General features: G+C 67.8%; 15 protein-coding genes and 1 tRNA gene. 9 read left to right on the forward strand and 7 right to left on the reverse strand.

Going from position 1 to position 16,659, the window contains the following annotated elements:
- Positions 1–49: 49 nt before the first annotated feature.
- A complete protein-coding gene (locus A9310_RS01290; RefSeq protein ID WP_065629041.1) occupies positions 50–1,822 on the reverse strand; it encodes a DEAD/DEAH box helicase in 1,773 nt (590 codons plus the stop codon).
- Between the two features lie 236 nt (positions 1,823–2,058).
- On the opposite strand from A9310_RS01290, the gene A9310_RS01295 reads away from it, so the two are divergent.
- The 3 genes from A9310_RS01295 (at position 2,059) to A9310_RS01305 (ending at position 6,386) form a co-directional block, all read left to right on the forward strand.
- Complete coding sequence (locus A9310_RS01295; protein ID WP_065629042.1) at positions 2,059–3,846, forward strand: long-chain fatty acid--CoA ligase; 1,788 nt, start codon at positions 2,059–2,061, stop codon at positions 3,844–3,846.
- Between the two features lie 72 nt (positions 3,847–3,918).
- Entirely contained in the window at positions 3,919–5,220 is a 1,302-nt protein-coding gene (gene opgC, locus A9310_RS01300) for an OpgC domain-containing protein (RefSeq protein WP_065629043.1), read from the forward strand.
- Positions 5,221–5,228: 8 nt separating this feature from the next.
- On the forward strand, positions 5,229–6,386 hold the full coding sequence (locus tag A9310_RS01305) for a PLP-dependent aspartate aminotransferase family protein (RefSeq protein WP_065629095.1): 1,158 nt from the start codon (positions 5,229–5,231) through the stop codon (positions 6,384–6,386).
- 1 nt (position 6,387) lies between these two features.
- Here the strand turns inward: A9310_RS01305 and A9310_RS01310 are convergent, their stop codons facing one another.
- Complete coding sequence (locus tag A9310_RS01310; protein ID WP_065629044.1) at positions 6,388–7,941, reverse strand: methyltransferase; 1,554 nt, start codon at positions 7,939–7,941, stop codon at positions 6,388–6,390.
- Between the two features lie 46 nt (positions 7,942–7,987).
- Complete coding sequence (locus tag A9310_RS01315) at positions 7,988–8,863, reverse strand: HNH endonuclease family protein (RefSeq protein WP_254661143.1); 876 nt, start codon at positions 8,861–8,863, stop codon at positions 7,988–7,990.
- Between the two features lie 74 nt (positions 8,864–8,937).
- On the opposite strand from A9310_RS01315, the gene A9310_RS01320 reads away from it, so the two are divergent.
- The 3 genes from A9310_RS01320 to A9310_RS01330 all read left to right on the forward strand — a co-directional run bounded on the left by A9310_RS01320 (position 8,938) and on the right by A9310_RS01330 (position 11,691).
- Positions 8,938–10,623, forward strand: a complete 1,686-nt coding sequence (locus A9310_RS01320) for a hypothetical protein (RefSeq protein WP_254661144.1) — start codon at positions 8,938–8,940, stop codon at positions 10,621–10,623.
- 112 nt (positions 10,624–10,735) lie between these two features.
- Complete coding sequence (locus tag A9310_RS01325; RefSeq protein ID WP_226513021.1) at positions 10,736–11,095, forward strand: Lsr2 family protein; 360 nt, start codon at positions 10,736–10,738, stop codon at positions 11,093–11,095.
- A 311-nt stretch (positions 11,096–11,406) separates the two neighbouring features.
- On the forward strand, positions 11,407–11,691 hold the full coding sequence (locus A9310_RS01330) for a hypothetical protein (protein WP_058250002.1): 285 nt from the start codon (positions 11,407–11,409) through the stop codon (positions 11,689–11,691).
- A gap of 1 nt (position 11,692) precedes the next feature.
- Here the strand turns inward: A9310_RS01330 and A9310_RS01335 are convergent, their stop codons facing one another.
- The 4 genes from A9310_RS01335 to A9310_RS01345 all read right to left on the reverse strand — a co-directional run bounded on the left by A9310_RS01335 (position 11,693) and on the right by A9310_RS01345 (position 14,573).
- Positions 11,693–12,766 carry a PQQ-binding-like beta-propeller repeat protein gene (locus A9310_RS01335; protein WP_254661145.1) on the reverse strand — a complete coding sequence of 358 codons (1,074 nt, stop codon included), beginning with the start codon at positions 12,764–12,766 and terminating at the stop codon, positions 11,693–11,695.
- The gene (locus A9310_RS26165; protein ID WP_254661146.1) at positions 12,766–13,080 is read right to left on the reverse strand and encodes a hypothetical protein; all 315 of its coding nucleotides are present in this window, start codon (positions 13,078–13,080) and stop codon (positions 12,766–12,768) included. Before A9310_RS26165 ends, A9310_RS01335 begins: the two co-directional genes overlap by 1 nt.
- Positions 13,081–13,083: 3 nt before the next feature.
- Positions 13,084–14,427: a hypothetical protein gene (locus tag A9310_RS01340; RefSeq protein WP_065629046.1), complete on the reverse strand. Its 1,344-nt coding sequence runs from the start codon at positions 14,425–14,427 to the stop codon at positions 13,084–13,086.
- 64 nt (positions 14,428–14,491) lie between these two features.
- A tRNA-Leu gene (locus tag A9310_RS01345) sits at positions 14,492–14,573 on the reverse strand.
- Positions 14,574–14,669: 96 nt separating this feature from the next.
- On the opposite strand from A9310_RS01345, the gene A9310_RS01350 reads away from it, so the two are divergent.
- Genes A9310_RS01350 through A9310_RS01360 form a run of 3 tightly spaced genes read left to right on the forward strand, consistent with a single transcriptional unit; the run spans position 14,670 to position 16,610 of the window.
- Positions 14,670–15,107, forward strand: coding sequence for a transcriptional regulator (locus A9310_RS01350; RefSeq protein WP_065629047.1), 438 nt, complete (start codon positions 14,670–14,672; stop codon positions 15,105–15,107).
- Positions 15,104–15,454, forward strand: a complete 351-nt coding sequence (locus A9310_RS01355; protein WP_058249999.1) for a DUF3817 domain-containing protein — start codon at positions 15,104–15,106, stop codon at positions 15,452–15,454. The genes A9310_RS01350 and A9310_RS01355 overlap by 4 nt, the downstream gene beginning before the upstream one ends.
- A gap of 49 nt (positions 15,455–15,503) precedes the next feature.
- The gene (locus A9310_RS01360; protein WP_065629048.1) at positions 15,504–16,610 is read left to right on the forward strand and encodes a glycosyltransferase; all 1,107 of its coding nucleotides are present in this window, start codon (positions 15,504–15,506) and stop codon (positions 16,608–16,610) included.
- Positions 16,611–16,659 lie beyond the last annotated feature (49 nt).

A 16,659-nucleotide genomic window follows, 5' to 3' on the forward strand; every position in this document is an offset into this window, starting at 1 on the left:
GCAGTCATGCGCTCCCTCTGCTAGACGAGCCGCAGCGGAACCGTCAGGGTCAGGAATGGCGACCGCGCCCCGCGACACGCGGGGACGGACGCTTACCCCAGTTGTCGCCACGACGACCGTCCCGACCGCCGCCGTGCCCGCCGGCTCCGCGCTTGGCGCCCCCGCGCGTGCGCGGTGCGCCCATGTCCTTGCGGATGTCGATCGGGTTCTTCCCGATCTTCGTGTGCCGCAGCGACGAGAGGGTCTCGTTGTCGAGATCATCGGGAAGCTCGACGAGGCTGAAGTCGTCGCGGATGCTGATGTTGCCGAAGTCGGCACGGGTCAGGCCGCCCTCGTTGGCGATGGCACCGACGATCGCACCGGGCGACACCTTGTGCTTGCGGCCGACGGCGATGCGGTACGTCGCGAAGCTCGCGCCCGGGCGCCGCGGAGCACGCTCACGCTCGGGGCGCTTCTCCGACTGCGGCGGGTCCGGCGTCATCAGGAAACCGCCGTCTCGTGTCTCGAGCGCCAGCGCGGCCGCGATGTCGGCCATCGCGACGTCGTTGTCCCGCGCGTAGTTCTCGATCAGCCCGCGGAACAGATCCAGGTTGTCCGAGGACAGGTTCTGGGTGATCGAGTCGGCGAACTTCGCGACCCGCTGTGCGTTGACATCGTCCACGCTGGGCAGGCCGATCTCGGTCAGCGTCTGCCGCGTGGCGCGCTCGATCGCACGCAGCAGGTGGCGTTCGCGCGGCGAGACGAACAGCAGCGCGTTGCCCGAGCGGCCGGCGCGCCCGGTACGGCCGATGCGGTGCACGTAGGACTCGGTGTCGTGCGGGATGTCGTAGTTCACGACATGCGAGATGCGGTCGACGTCGAGCCCGCGGGCCGCGACATCGGTCGCGACGAGGATGTCGATCGAGCCGTTCTTCAGCTGGTTGATGGTCCGTTCCCGCTGCGCCTGCGCGAGGTCGCCGTTGATGGCGACCGCGGAGAACCCGCGCGAGCGCAGCTTCTCGGCGAGTTCTTCCGTCGCCTGCTTGGTGCGGACGAACACGATCATCGCGTCGAAGGTCTCGACCTCGAGGAAGCGTGTCAGCGCGTCCAGCTTGCGCTGGTGGGAAACCTGGAGATAGCGCTGCGTGATGTTCTGCGCGGTCGCGGTCTTGGACTTGACCGTGATCTCCTGCGGCGAGTTCAGGTACTTCTGCGCGAGGCGCCGGATGGCACTGGGCATGGTCGCCGAGAACAGCGCGACCTGCTTGGTGTCCGGGGTCTCGGCGAGGATGCGCTCGACGTCCTCGGCGAAGCCCATCGTCAGCATCTCGTCGGCTTCGTCGAGGACCAGGAACTCCAGACCGGAGATGTCGAGGGTCTTGCGATCGAGGTGGTCGATGACCCGACCGGGTGTGCCGACGATGACCTGCGCGCCGCGACGCAGACCCGCGAGTTGGACGCCGTAGGACTGCCCGCCGTAGATCGGCAGCACCTTCACCTCGGGCATGTGCGCCGAATACTTGCCGAAGGCCTCGGAGACCTGCAGTGCCAGCTCTCGCGTCGGCGCGAGGATCAGCGCCTGCGGGGTACGCGCGGAGGTGTCGAGGCGGGACAGGATCGGGATGGCGAACGCGGCGGTCTTGCCGGTACCGGTCTGCGCGAGGCCGACGACATCGCGTCCGTCCATGAGCGGCGGGATGGTCGCCGCCTGGATGGGCGACGGGGTTTCATAGCCGACGTCGGTGATGGCCGCGCGTACCCGCGGGTCGATCTCGAGGTCGTCGAACGAGCCGACCTGCGGGTCGGCGGGGGCGTCGTGCTCGCCGTGATTCGAGGTACTCATGCGGCGGAAGTCTCATTCATCGCCCTCAACTGTAATGGCCGTCCACCAGAAAGTCGGCATCACGCCCGGGCGGGGTCGCATCAGCCCCCTGAGCAGGGCACGAGCCACGTTCGGTAACCGGTGTGATGCATCTAACGAATACTGGTACTGTCAGTGCCACTCATCCGGCCATCGGTCCCGGTCACACGCACACCGATGTCCGGAATGTCCATTTGTTCTCTCGTCTCAGGAGTGCCATGCAGCAGCAGTACGCCACCCCGTCCGATCTGACGATCGACGACAAGGCGACGACCGTCGACACGATCCTGCGCTACCGCGCGGAGCGCCCCACGATGCCGCTCTTCCGCAAGCGCTCGCACAACCAGTGGGTCAACGTCACCGCCAAGCACTTCACCGACGAGGTGGACGCGGTCGCGAAGGGTCTGATCGCCTCGGGTGTGCAGGCCGGCGACCGCGTCGCGATCCTGTCGTCGACGCGCTACGAGTGGACCGTGCTGGACTACGCGATCTGGCGCGCCGGGGCGTGCACCGTCGCGATCTACGAGACGTCCGCCCCCGACCAGGTCCAGTGGATTCTCGAGGACTCCGGCGCCAAGCTCCTGTTCGTCGAGAACCATGAGCACTACACCCGCCATCTCCGGGTCATCGACGAGACGCCCACCCTCAAGGAGACCCTGGTCATCGACGACCACGCGCTCCCCACGGTCACCAAGCGCGGCGCGAAGACCGCCGACGCGGACCTCGACCAGCGTCAGGCGAATGCGTTGTCGTCGGATGCCGCCACGCTGATCTACACCTCGGGCACCACCGGACGGCCGAAGGGCGTCGTCCTGACGCACGCGAATTTCCTCGCCGAGACGGCCGCGACCCGCGACGCGGTCGGCGCCGGTATGCGGGAGGGCAAGTCGACGCTGCTCTTCCTGCCGCTGGCGCACATCTTCGCCCGCGTCGTCGCCGTCGGCTGCGTCGAGAACGGCGTGATCCTCGGCCACACCAACGACCTGACGAACCTCGTCGCGGACCTGGGCGTGTTCAAGCCGAACTACGTGCTGTCGGTGCCGCGCGTGTTCGAGAAGGTGTACAACTCGGCCAAGCAGAAGGCCTACGACGGCGGCAAGGGGTCGATCTTCGACAAGGCCACCGACACGGCGATCGAATACAGCAAGGCGACGGCGGCCGGCAAGGTCGGCCTCGGCCTGAAGCTCCGGCACGCCGTCTTCGACAAGCTCGTGTACGGAAAGCTGCGCGACGCCCTCGGCGGCCAGTGCGAGGGAGCGATCTCCGGTGGCGCTCCGCTCGGTGCGCGCCTCGGCCACTTCTTCCGCGGCGTCGGCATCCCGGTGTACGAGGGCTACGGACTGTCGGAGACCACGGCCGCGGTGACGGCCAACAACGAGGAGAACCAGAAGGTCGGTTCGGTCGGACGCCCGATCCCCGGCGTCACCGTCGCCATCGCCGAGGACGGCGAGGTCCTGCTCAAGGGGCCGGTCGTGTTCGGTGGGTACTGGAAGAACCAGGCCGCCACCGACGACGCGATCCGCGACGGGTGGTTCCACACCGGTGACATCGGCACCCTCGACGACGGCTACCTCTTCATCACCGGCCGCAAGAAGGAACTGATCGTCACCGCGGGCGGCAAGAACGTCTCGCCGGCGCAGCTCGAGGACACCATCCGGGCGCACCCGATGGTGAGCCAGTGCCTCGTCGTCGGCGACAACAAGCCGTTCATCGCCGCGCTGATCACGATCGACCCGGAGGCCGTGCCCGGTTGGTTGGACCGTCATGACCTCCCCGCCGACACCCCGATCTCGGACCTGGTCGAGAACGCCGACCTGAAGGCCGAGATCGACGCCGCGGTGAAGGAGGCGAACACCAAGGTCTCCAACGCCGAGGCGATCAAGAAGTTCTCGATCCTGGACACCGATTTCACCATCGACACCGGTGAGCTCACCCCGACCATGAAGCTCAAGCGCAACGTCATCCACGACGCGCACAAGGAAGCGATCGCCGACCTCTACACCTGAGCGGATCTCTCTTCACGACTCGCCGCGGCCCGGGATGCCCCCGGGCCGCGGCGCTGTCTATCGTGCAAGTCAATGAAACGAGACCTGGCCATCGATGCCACCCGCGGGGTGGCCATCTGGAGCATGATCACCGCGCACTTCGCGCATGAGTCCGTGCTGGCCACCCCGACCCACGCCTTTCCGTACGTCGACGGCATGTCCGCGTTCGTGATGCTCTCGGGCGTCGTGCTTGGTCTGGTCTATCAACGATGGGTCGCTCGCCATGGGCTGGCCTTCGCCTACAAGCGTCTTGCCAAGCGGATCGTCGTCCTCTATCTGTGCCAGCTGGCGATCGCCCTCGTCGCGGTCGCGGCCGCCCTGGCCGGTCACCGATGGCTGACGCTCCTGCTGCCGGTCGACGGGTGGGGTGACGGCCTGCGCCTGGCGCTGACCATGGACTATCTGCCCAGCGGGGGCAACATCCTGCTGCTGTACATGGTCTTGCTCATCTCCGCGTTCGGGCTGTTCCCCCTCCTGCGTCAGGGCTGGTCGCGCTGGGTGCTCGCCGGTTCGATCGCCCTTTACCTGATCTCGCTGGTCCACTCCCCCGACTGGTTCTATCTGAGCGCCTACCAGGCGGCACCGCACATCCAGAACGTCGCCGGCTGGCAGATCATGTTCGTCCCGGCACTGGTGATCGGCTGGAACTGGTCGCGGTGGCGTGTGCCGGAGTTCGTCGACCGCTGGATCATCGCGATCGTCGCCGTCGCGCTCGCGGTGGCACTGTTCTTCCACTTCGGCATCGACTACGGGCCGTGGGCCCATCTCGAACCGGCGGTCGCCGACAAACTCGACTTCCGCCCGGCCCGCGCGATCGGCGCCTATCTGGCCATCCCGGCCGTCTACGGGATCTTCCGACTGTTGCTCAGGTGGTGGCATCACGACTGGCTGCGTCTACTGGTCATGGCCGGCACCCGCAGTCTCGACTCCTACGTCATCCAGGCGATTGCCCTCGTCGTGGTGCCGATCCACATCGCACACCGCCCCTGGAACACCGTCACGATGGACGCCGTCGCGCTCCTGGTGTTCGCCGCCTGCTGGGGGTGGGCCGAGTTCCGGTACTTCGCGCACGTCGACAAACTGCACAAACTACCGCTGCGGATGGTCCGGCTCGTGCGTCCGCATCGACCCGACATCGTCCTCGGCCCCGAGCCCGGCGTCCCCACCCCGGAGAGCTCGGACGTCACCCGGGAACCCGGACCGGTCGTCGACGACCTGCCCGGCGTCGACCGGACCGGGACAGCCGGAGACGGGCCAGAACGAGACGGGCCAGTCCGGGCCGGAACAGCACCGGCCGGGACACGTGCGACCGAGCCGATGGGAGTTCATCCGTGACGGGTGAGATGACACGCAGCGTGCACGCCGGGAACGACTCGTCGGGCCCGTCGGTGCGGACGCCGATCACGATGGCGAACTCGTATCACCTCCCGCCCGAACCCGAGGCGATGAGCTGGTCGGGCACCGAGCAACTGTTCTACACACGCAACACCGGCGCCAATCAGGTTGCGCTGCAGAACAAGTTGGCCGCGCTGGAGGAGGCCGACGACGCCGTCGTCCTGGCCTCGGGCGTGGCCGCGCTGCACGCGGTGTTCTTCACGTTCCTGTCCGCCGGGGACCACGTGGTGGTGTCCGACACGACCTACGAGGCCACCTGGAAGCTCTGGTCGGAACTGCTGCCGACCAAGTACGGGATCGAGGCGACCTTTGTCGATGTCGGCGATCTCGGCGCGACCCGGGCCGCCCTGCGCCCCGGCACCCGCATGCTGATCGCCGAGACGATCGCCAATCCGACGACGAAGGTCGCCGACATCGGCGCGCTGGCGCAGATCGCCGCCGACGCCGACGCCCTGCTGCTCGTCGACGCCACCTTCACGCCGCCCACTCTGTACCGTCCGCTCGCCGACGGCGCGGACCTCGTCGTCCATTCGCTGACCAAGTACATCAACGGGCACGGCGACGCCATGGGCGGTGCCGTGCTCGGCCGGTCGGAGCTCATGTCGCAGATCCGGGAACAGGCGATGGTCGACGTCGGCGGCGTCATCTCGCCGTTCAACGCATGGCTGATCGCCCGCGGCGCGATCACCCTGCCGCTCCGGTTCGCCCAGCATCAACGCAACGCCGAGCGGGTCGCGGCCTTCCTCGACGACGACCCGCGCATCGCCTACGTGCGGTACCCGGGTCTGGCGTCGCATCCCGAACACGACCTCGCGGCACGACAGTTCGGCGGCCGCGGCTTCGGGGCCATGATCGCGTTCGCGGTGCGCGGCAATCCGGCCACCCAGAACCGTTTCGTCTCGGCGTTGACGACGATCACCTCGGCGGTGTCGCTGGGACACGACGAGTCACTCATCGTCCATGTCGGCACCGACGGACCGCGGGTCGCCGCCTACCCCGAACCGTTCCGCGAGTGGGGACATCTGCGGTTCTCGGTCGGACTCGAGGACGCCGACGATCTCATCGCGGACCTCGCCGCGGCGCTCGACGCGACCTTCCCGGCCTGAGTCACGTCGCCTCGTACAGAATCCCCCGGCCGATCGCCTCGCGCACCACGGGCAGCGCCGCCTCGGCGAGAGCGTCGGCGTCGACACCGTGGAAGTCGGCGAGGAGTTCGAGCAGTACGCCCAGCGGGACCTGCCCCCGACTGCCGGCGAGCAGTGCGCGCGAGACCTCGTCGACACCGAGAACGGCGCCGGGACCCCCGGGCCGGCGGACGGCGGCCGACACCTGTTGCCAGCCCTCGTCCCCCGGGAGCGAGAGCTCCTCGAGCATGACCGGGGCCACCGACAGCCGCCGAGCGAGCAACTGTTCGTCGGAGGTCTCCCGCAGGTAGCGCCGTCGCGCGAGGAACGCCTGGGCCTCGGGCCCGGTCACCTCTTCACCGGCGCCGGTGATCTCCTCGATCACGACGTCGGGCTCGCGGTGCTCACCGTCGAGCGGGGCGCGGGCGGTGATCGAGCCCATCCCGATGGCGACGATGCCGTTGGCCTCGAACCATTCGAGCCACTCCGCACCTCGCCGCGCGGCGGTCGCCTCGTCCTCACCGGCATCGGACAGCCACAGCGACACATAGCTGATGGGGTCGGCGACCTCCCGCTGGACCACCCAGGCGTCGAGTCCGGTTCCGGCGAGCCAGGACCGCACCCGTTCCGGCCAGTCGTCGCCGTCGCGAATGACCCAGTTCGCCAGGATCTGTGCGGTGCCACCAGGATTCAGGTGCCCGGGCAGCTCGCGGACGAGTTGTTCACACAGCCCGTCCCCGACGACGCCCGAGTCGCGGTAGATGTAGTCCTGCCCGCCCGCGCCGACGACGAACGGAGGGTTGGACACGATGAGGTCGAACCGCTCCCCCGCGACGGGTTCGAACATGCTCCCCGCCCGCAGATCCCACGACATCCCGTTGAGACGGGCCGTCGCGGCGGCCAGCGCCAGCGCCCGGTCGTTCGTGTCGGTGGCCACGATCTGCTCGCAGTGCGCGGCGAGGTGCAGCGCCTGGATGCCACATCCGGTCCCGATGTCGAGAGCGAGGCGGACGGGTTCGCGGATGACGGCCCGGGCCAGCGAGATCGACGCGCCGCCGATCCCCAGGACGTGGTCGTGGGCAACGGGTCCGGGTCGCATCGCGGCATCCTGGTCGGCGATCACGAGGTAGTCGCGGGTGTCGTCGGCGTGCGGACGGATGTCAAGGCGGGCCCGTAGAAGCGATTCATCGACCCGGGCCAGCACGCCCTGCGTGACCAGCACATCGACGCCCGTCGTCGGAAACGCCTCCGCGACAGCGGCTTCGGGTTCGTCCGAGCCCAGCAGGAACAGCCGGATGAGGGTCGCCAGCCGACGGTGGTCGCCGGCGACATCACGCGTCGCGGCGAGGGCCGGCCACCAGACACCGCGGACGAGGGCATCGTGAGCGCCTTCGCCGAGCAGTTCGGTGACACCGTCGTTCGTGTATCCCGCCGACCGCAGATCGGCACCGAGGGCCGCCACGGCGGCGGGCTCGGACAGAGGATGACGATCCGCGCGGTCGGCGAGTGGCTGGGGTCGTCCCTGGTCCGCGGTCACGGTCCCCAAGGCTACCGACGACCGGCGCGCCCGCGGCTCGACGGGTTCAGCACGACGCGAGGACCCGACTCATCGCGTCGCGTTCGGCACGCGTCACCCACAGCCCGTAGGACTTCTTGACCTCGATCTGCCGGCTCACGTAGGTGCACCGGTACGACTTGTTCGGGGGAAGCCAGGTCGCCGCGTCGCCGTCTCCCTTCTGCTGGTTCACGGCTCCCGACACGGCCTGGAGGTTTCGCGGGTCGTTCGCGAACTCGACGCGCTTGCCGGCGGTCCACCCGGCCGCGCCCTTCTGCCAGGCGTCCGACAACGCGACGACGTGGTCGATCTGGACCAGCGCCGAGGTGTCCTCGCCTCGGGTGAACGGCATCGTCGTACCGGTGTACGGGTCGGCCAGTGTGCCGGCGAGCACGCGGCACCCGTCGGCATGGAAGATGATGCCGGTGAGGTCTCGCCGCAGGATGTCCTCCCGGGTCCGGCAACCGTTGCGGCCGTACTGCACGTCGACCGCGTCGTCCCATGCCCTACCGAATCGCGACCGTTCATATCCGGTCTTGGGCGCGCGACCCTTCACCTGCAGCGACGCGAGATCGGCCTGTTCACGGCCGGCCGCCGGTGGTGGCATATCAGGTGACACACCAGCCGGCGGTGACGATGGCCCCGTCGTCGAGGGCATGGACTGGGTGCGCTCGGATGAGGGGCGCTCGAGGCCCGGGGCGGGTTCGACGTCGACGCACGACACGAGCGCCACGGCGACCGGCACCGCGGCGAGTACTCCCGACAACCATGCCGCTCGACGCCTCACCCCGGAATCGTTGCACGGCGCACCGACATCCCCGTTCGCCGACCCGGTGCGCGGGTTCTCGCCGCGCACCTTGAGCTTCGTTCGACTAACTTTCCCTTCGCGGACTGCTGTGGTCACGCACGACGCCGCCGCGGCGCACGATCGCCGGCGGTGTCGCCGGGTCATCGGACGACTATTCGGGTAGTGGGTGCATGAGTTCAGGTCGGGGCAATGCGGCGCGGGGTGTACCGCCATGGGTTCTGCGGATGATCGCCGTGTTCACACTGGCGATGTCGTTGCCCACACTTGCCGGCGGGTCGGGCACCGCCGCGGTGCTCGGCAGCCCGGCACCCTTCTCCACGTCACCCCTGCGTGCGACGCCGGTCCACGAACTGACTCCGACCGTCGACCCGGAGACCGAGACCTACCCGGAGCGACTCGAGCGCATCGAGACCCTGACGAGCCCGCTACTGCCGACGCCGAAGTCGCTCGAGGGCGTCGAGACGCGATGCGCGAGCGGCGATTTCACAACCCTCGCAGTGGTGTACGACTCGATCTTCGATGCGGTGTACGACATCCTGCCGCCATCTATGCACGCGTCGGCCCGGGCAAGTCGGATAGCGGCGCACCGCGACATGCGGCGCCTACACATCTCGACCCTCGCCGTCACCGAACATCCGCTGACCCTCGGGGCGGACGACGACGATCCCGCACTCGACTACCGCGACCCGATCTCCCAACTGCTGGTCTCGAACCTTCTCAAGATCCGCGACGGCCGCCACACCGAGGCTATTCCGCTCGGGAACATCACCGTCATCCAGGCAGTGGAGACGGTGTGGCTCTACATGTTCACCACCGTCCTGGTCCCGGCACGGCTCCTCATCGGCTCGGCACCCGACCTCGGCAGCCCGTTCGCCGGGACCGAGGCCGACGGCCTCGCCCAGTTCGTCACCTACAACTGGCTCATCACGGCGTTCGTCTTCTCGTCGGAGTTCGCGGTGAAGGCCCTGTTGCGGGCCACCGCGAGAACGGTCCTCGAGCAGTGCCTCGCACGCGTCACCGATGAACAGCGCGCCCTCGCCGGACGCGCGAGCGACACCGTGCATTTCGACATCCCCATCCCGCCGATGGTGGCCGAGATCGCCGACCACCTCGCACTGGCCGATGTCGAGACGTGTACGCCGATCGGGTCGCTCACACTCGGCCGGCTGGTGCGGTATGTGTCTGCGCAGGCGCAGGAGAACACTCCCGCCGACGCACCCCGCATCCGGGCCGAGACCACCAGGATTCTCGGCGCCATGCGCGGAATCCGCATTCACCACAACCTCATTCCGCTCGACCCGGCGGAGGACCGTTCCATCGGCGAGATGGGCGCGTCGCTGTTCGGTTCGCTGATCCCGATCTTCGGTGGCGCCCCGCTCGACATCCTCCTCGGCATCGGACACAACGTCGGCCACGGCGCGGATCCGTGGGAGACCGTGTCGCTCGACGAGCTCACCGTCAGCAAGCCGATCACCGCGGCGCATTATGCATACAAGCTGGCGCTGCATTTGATCCGGGAAGTCGGCAACGTCATCGAGCCGTCGATCCTCGGTGACAGCCCGCTACGACCCACCAGACTGCTCGTCACGGTCCTGGGCCTGCCGATGACCTACGGGCTGGTGACTGCGCACCACGTGATCCGGTCGATGTGCCTACGCGTCGACGACACGACGGGCAGCGGACTCGGCGCGGAGGCCAATCGGCGGACGACAACCGACTCGACTCCCCGCATCAAGCCGACGCGAAAGCCGGAAGCCTCCCGGTCATCGGCGTCGAGAACATCGGAACCGTCACGTCCGGAAGAATCCATTCGCCATCCCGAACCGCCCCGGTTCGCCATTCCCGGGCTCAATTGACTCCGTGATGCGCATTCGGTAATCGCGATGTCGGACAATTCGCCCGAGAATCCCGACACCGGGAAAGCGCAGGTTCATGCTTCCCGCGCGTCTATCGACTACCGTTGAGGGCGTGTCGAAAATTCAGACGGTGACCTTTGTCGACGACCTGGACGGTCGCGAACTCGATCCCCAAGACGCACAGACCGTTTCGTGGTCGTGGCTCGGTGTCGACTACGAACTCGACGTGTCCGCGGCCAATCTCGACAAGATCGAGCAGGGCAAGGTGACAGTCGCGAAACTACTCAAGGCATCGACCCGGGTCGGTGGCCGACGACGGTCGCCATCCGCACGGACGAAGACCAATTCCGCCGGGAGTGGTGCGTCGGTGAATGCCTCGATTCGAGACTGGGCAGCCGAGAACGGATATGAGGTGTCCGCACGCGGCCGCATTCCGAACGACATCGTCGAGGCATACAACTCCGCACACTGATGTAGCCAACCGCGTTGTCACATTGATCGCCAGAGCCCGATGCCTCGGACTCTGGCGATTGTTCTTCCGCGAGGCTGATTGTCGATCCCCCGCCGATTGCGTTCTGCCCTAAGGAGTTCCGTCGGCAGGGCGGAAAAACCCTGCAGCGGCGTCGAATCGAGATGCCGCGCGGATTCCGCCACCGATCAGCAGCTTCCCCATCTTCATCCTGTCAATGGACATCTTTGATAAACTGATGTCCACGCATGGTGTGCCACCGACGTGCAATGCAGTCACCGTCGGAGGCCACCCGAGGGGGACAGGACAACCGGATGAGCACAACGGAGAACGAGTCGGTCGACGCCGACCACGCTGACGGCGAGGCCCCAGGGGAGGTCGCCGTGGCGGCCCGGGTCAGGGTCACGCTCGACGACGGTTCGACAAGGGAGGGCGAGGTCGTCGACGACTTCGCGGACCTGGCCGGCGACACCACCGTCGAGACCCGTATCGACGACGAGCGCACCGCACGACTACGCCGCTGGGCGATCTCGACCGACGATCACCAGATCGTCTTCGCCGACGACGACGCGGTCGAGGTCATCTCGGCCGAGCTGTGACTCAGAGCGGCGCGAGCCCGATCATTCGACGGTCGGACGAGAAGATCCAGCCGTCGCCGTAGGCCTCGAGTGCCCTGCCGGTTGCGAACACCTCCGGGTCGGAATCGATCGCGAGGAACGGCGCCGTCCACGCGACCTCGCCGGTGGTGACGTCGACAGCGGTCAGGGCGGTGCCATCACTACCGGCCAACAGACCATCACGGTAAGCATCTGGACTCACCGTGGCGTTCGCATACTCGTCCCACACGTTGTGCCACAGGCGTTTCCCGGTGTGGAGGTCGATGCCACTCTCGCTGCGGACCCTGCTGTTGGTGTCGAGCAGGTACACAACGCCGTCGACGACCGCTGTGACGGTTCCTATTGCGTTGGAGTCGCGCGAAATGAGGTCGCCGTTGGTCCACAGCCGGTCGCCGGTGGCGCGGTCGTAGGCCGAGTCGCCGAGCAGGACGGGGTCGGCGTCGGTCGTGGACTCGTACCCCGGTCGTTGCACGGTGGGGGCAGAACTCGACGCGATCACCTTCCCGTCCGGATCCCGGAGAAGTTGCTCGGTCGCGTGACCGGCCGACCGGCAACCGGTGTCGGCGTGGACGAGGAACCCGCCCGGCAGCAGTGACGACGTTCCGACGCATTGTGAGCCGTTGGTCCACAATTCTGCGCCCGACGTTGCATCGAATTGCGCGAGGTCGCCGCCGGTACGCACCAGGCCCACACCATCGATCACGGTGAGAGCCTCACTGGGGTACACCTCCTCATAGGAGGCGCCCATGTCGAATCGGCGGGTCCAGTGGGCGGACACGTCGTCGAAGGTGCCCGAGTGGACTCGCACGTCGTCCTCCTCGACGTTGCCCTCAGCGACGTACAGGGCGTCCGACGTGGTCGTGATGGCGAAGATGTTCTCGGACACCCTGCGTCGTACGGATTCACCCGAGTCGATGTCATAGCTGACGAGTTCGTGGTTCTTGCGCAGGGCGTGGCAGTAGATCTTGCCATGGAGGGGAACGTCACTGCAGCTGACGAGGTCATGTGCCGGAGCCTGCCAGCGAACCTGTCCGTTTGTCGCGTCGATGCCGATCATCACGGGTCACCGAGGGTCATTCCCTCGTTCGGGGTACCGACGACGGTGAGAAGCGTGTCGCCGGACCGGATCATTCCGGGTTCGCCGACCCCGTACGCAGTGCCCGCGCGCGGGTCGGCGAAAGCCGCGAAGGGGCGACCCAGCCGGTCGGCAGGGTCGAGCGACCACGCCAAACCCGGTGTCGCCGCGGTCGTTCCGGTGATCTTCTGCACCGTGGTCGGAACCCGGTCCACCCACACCACGGTTGCCGCGGAGACCGTCACGACCGCGGCCACCGCGGCGACAATCAGTGTCCACGTGCTTCGGGCCGGCATCGGTCAGAGCTCCAATCCTGGTGTCAGGGCGATCGTTTCCAGCTCTTGTATCGACAGCGGCTCGGTCGGTGAGGCAGCCGTAGAACTGACCGAGACGCGGCTGCCCGTCGGGCGGGTCACCACCGCCGAATGGGTGGTCTCCCTGATCTGTTGCCGTGGGTCGGTCGTCGAAGGCCTCGACTGCCGCACGACGTCGGTCTCGACCACGGTGCCGTCGAGTAGGGTGCGTTGCGTCTTCTCGCTACCCCGACCCGGAACCGGGCGTTCTCCGGACGGCCTCGGCTGACCGCCAACGATCGTGATCTCGAGTGCCACACCATCTCCGAGATCCGCGACACCGGTGCACAGCATGCCCTCCGCGGGCGAACCGACCGGCACCAAGGGCGGCAACCGCGTGCTGCCCAGATCGACGGTGGCGAGAACGGCGTCGAGTTCGCGTGCCTGCTCACGCGTTACCGACTGGCCGTTGTACGACCCGAAGGAGCTTTCACAGTTTTCCATCGGCGCCGGTGTACCCGGGTCGACCGGTGTGCTGACGCGGAGCCCCGGATCACGGACGATCCGGACCAGCTCGTCGACAGTCAGCGGGATCGACCCACTGTGGTCCTGCCTGCTGCCGCCGATCGCGTCATCGGCTCGCGCGATGATCCACGATCCGTCGGGCACGTAGGCACGTGCCGTCCTGCTCAGCGCGCGCACCCCGTCCACTTCCTGCCAGGTGTCGTGGACGTCGACCACCACGCCGTCGGGCAGCGTACGACGCTCGTCGAGTTGCCCGGCCACACATGACGGAACAGGCGCTGACGCGCGCCGGACATCGACCGAAACAGCGCCTCTGCCCTCACCATTGATCAATACGCCTCGGGCCGAAGTGAATCCGCGAGGCTCCGGATCCGGCTCGCCGAAGGCGATAATCGGCTGGAAGACAAATGACTGCTCCGGACTCGCGAATTCGATCTCGGCTTCGACCGGCAGCGCGTTCACCAGCGCTGTCGACATCGCGGTCGCCTTCGGCCCGTTGAACCACGGGAACTGAGGGTTGTCGTATGTCGGTTGCCCCATCCCCGTGTACGCGGTGTAGCCCGACTGGTCGGGAGCCTCGACGACGGTGCATCCAGGGATCGGGGCGTTCGGGTCGACCGGCTCGCTGACGACAACCGGTGTCTTCACGGCAGCGGAATCGGAATGTTCGGTCGCTGAGGACGCCGGGGACGGCGTTGTCAGCTCGGGATCGGTTGGCGGCAGCACCAGCCCGACCACCACGAAGGCGAGAGCGACAACCGATACCAGTGCCAATGCGTAGGTCCACGCCCGCTTCGATGCCGACGAGCCCGTGTCGTCGACCATCGATGCCGCTCCGCTTCTCCTCGACAGACGCCGTCAGGCCGGCCGGCGCCGAACAAGCACAGAGTGCGCGAGGGGGGACTTGAACCCCCACGTCCTGAGACACTGGAACCTAAATCCAGCGCGTCTGCCAATTCCGCCACTCGCGCGTGGGCGCGACTCGCCAGAGTGTGAGTCACGCAGTGTAACGGCGACCACCCTACCGGCCGCGTTCTGATCATCGCAGGCCAGGTACCGTCGTAGCCATGTCCCCCACCCGTCGCCGCACCCACCGGCCCGCGCTCACGGTGCTCGCCGTATCCGCTGCGGTGGTGTGCCTGGTGCTCGCGTGGTGGCAGTGGTCACGGTACGAGTCCGCATCCGGTTCCGGACTCAATCTCGGCTACGCCCTGCAGTGGCCGGCGTTCGCCGCGGCCGTGATCTATGCCTATCGCCGCTTCGTCATCCTGGAGAGCGATCCCGAGGAAGCCCGCAAGGTCGCGGCGAAGAACTCCGTCGCCGAGATCCCGGAGGGCATCCTGCCCGAGCGACCCACCACCCCCAGCGCGTCGTCGTTGACATCGCCGGACCCCGCCAACGATGTCGCCCTGGTCGAATACAACCGCTATCTCGCCGAGCTCCGCGACGCGGACGCGCACACCACCGACGCTCGACCCACCCCCTCATCGAAAGGCCCGCAGTGACCGAGACCGACCCCACCGCCCCCGCCCTCGCCGCCCCGGTGGAGAAGGTCCGCGGCGCGTTGTTGCGGTATCGCGTCCTCGCCTGGATCACCGGCGTGTGGTTGCTGCTGCTCGTCGTCGAACTCGTCCTGACCTACGGCTACGACAACCACGCTCTGGACTTCGTACCGTTCGTGCACGGCTGGGTGTACTTCGTCTACTTGATCATGGCCATCGACCTCGCTATCAAGGTCCGCTGGAGCGTCGGCAAGACCATCATCACCGCGATCGCGGGCACCATCCCCTTCCTGTCCTTCTGGTTCGAGCACAAGCGCACCAAGGAAGTGAAGGCGCAGTTCAACCTCTGATCTTCTCGCGCTGGTCGGCCGTTCACCCGGGTCCGGCTGACTGGACCCCGTGCGGATCGTCCAGCTCGCGAACTTCTACGGCGGCCGCTCCGGCGGCCTGCGCACCGCGGTGGACCGCTGGGGCGCCGGGTATGCCGGGGCCGGTCACGACGTCGTCCTGATCGTTCCCGGCGCCGATCCCGGCGAGGAGACGCTGAACTCTGGGGTCACACGGATCACCGTGGCCGCACCGCGGATTCCCGCCTCGGGCGGCTACCGCCTGGCGTCGGCCCGCCGCGTCGCCGACGTCCTCGCCCATCTCCGTCCCGACGCCCTCGAGGTGTCCGACCGCCTCACCCTGCGCGGCTTCGGCCGGTGGGCTCGCGCGCGAGACATCCATTCGACGATGGTGTCCCATGAACGCCTCGACCGGCTGCTCGGCCAGGTCATGCCCGGCCGCTCCGCACGTGCACTGGCCGACCGCGCGAACGCGGCCACCGCCCGTGACTACGACACCGTCGTGTGCACCACCGACTTCGCCGCCGCGGAGTTCAATCGAGTGAGGGCGACCAACGTCGTCCGCGCCCCGCTCGGCGTCGACCTCGATGTCTTCGACCCACGACACCTCGACCCGAACCTGGGCGCACGGTGGTCCGACGGCACCGGAGCGCTCATCGCCCACTGCGGACGCCTCTCGGTGGAGAAGCGCGCCGACCGCAGCATCGCCGCGCTCGGCAGACTCCATCGGTCGGGAACGCCGGCGCACCTGGTGATCGCGGGCGACGGGCCGATGCGTGGGCCGCTGCAACATCTGGCGCGCGGACTGCCGGTCACCTTCCTCGGTCATCTCACGGAGCGGAGTCAGGTCGCCGCCCTCCTCGCCAGCGCCGACATCTCCCTCTCCCCTGGCCCGCACGAGACCTTCTGCCTCTCCGCGCTGGAATCACTGGCCGCCGGCACACCGGTCATCGGGTCGCAGTCGTCGGCGGTCGCGACCCTGGTCGACGACACGTGTGGCGCGGCTGCCGAGGACTCCGGCCCGGGTTTCGCCAGCGCGATCCGACAGGTCCTCAGCCTCCCCCGCGTCGACCGCGAACGGGCGGCGCGGCATCGAGCGGCGCAGTACCCCTGGCCCGAGTCGGTCGCGCGGATGTTGGGAGTCCACACGGGCTGCTGAGCGCCCCTCTGCTTCGCCCCGTGCACAGGCGATGCATTTCGACGCCCGG

Source organism: Gordonia sp. UCD-TK1 (assembly GCF_001691435.1).
Taxonomy (GTDB): Bacteria; Actinomycetota; Actinomycetes; order Mycobacteriales; family Mycobacteriaceae; genus Gordonia; species Gordonia hongkongensis.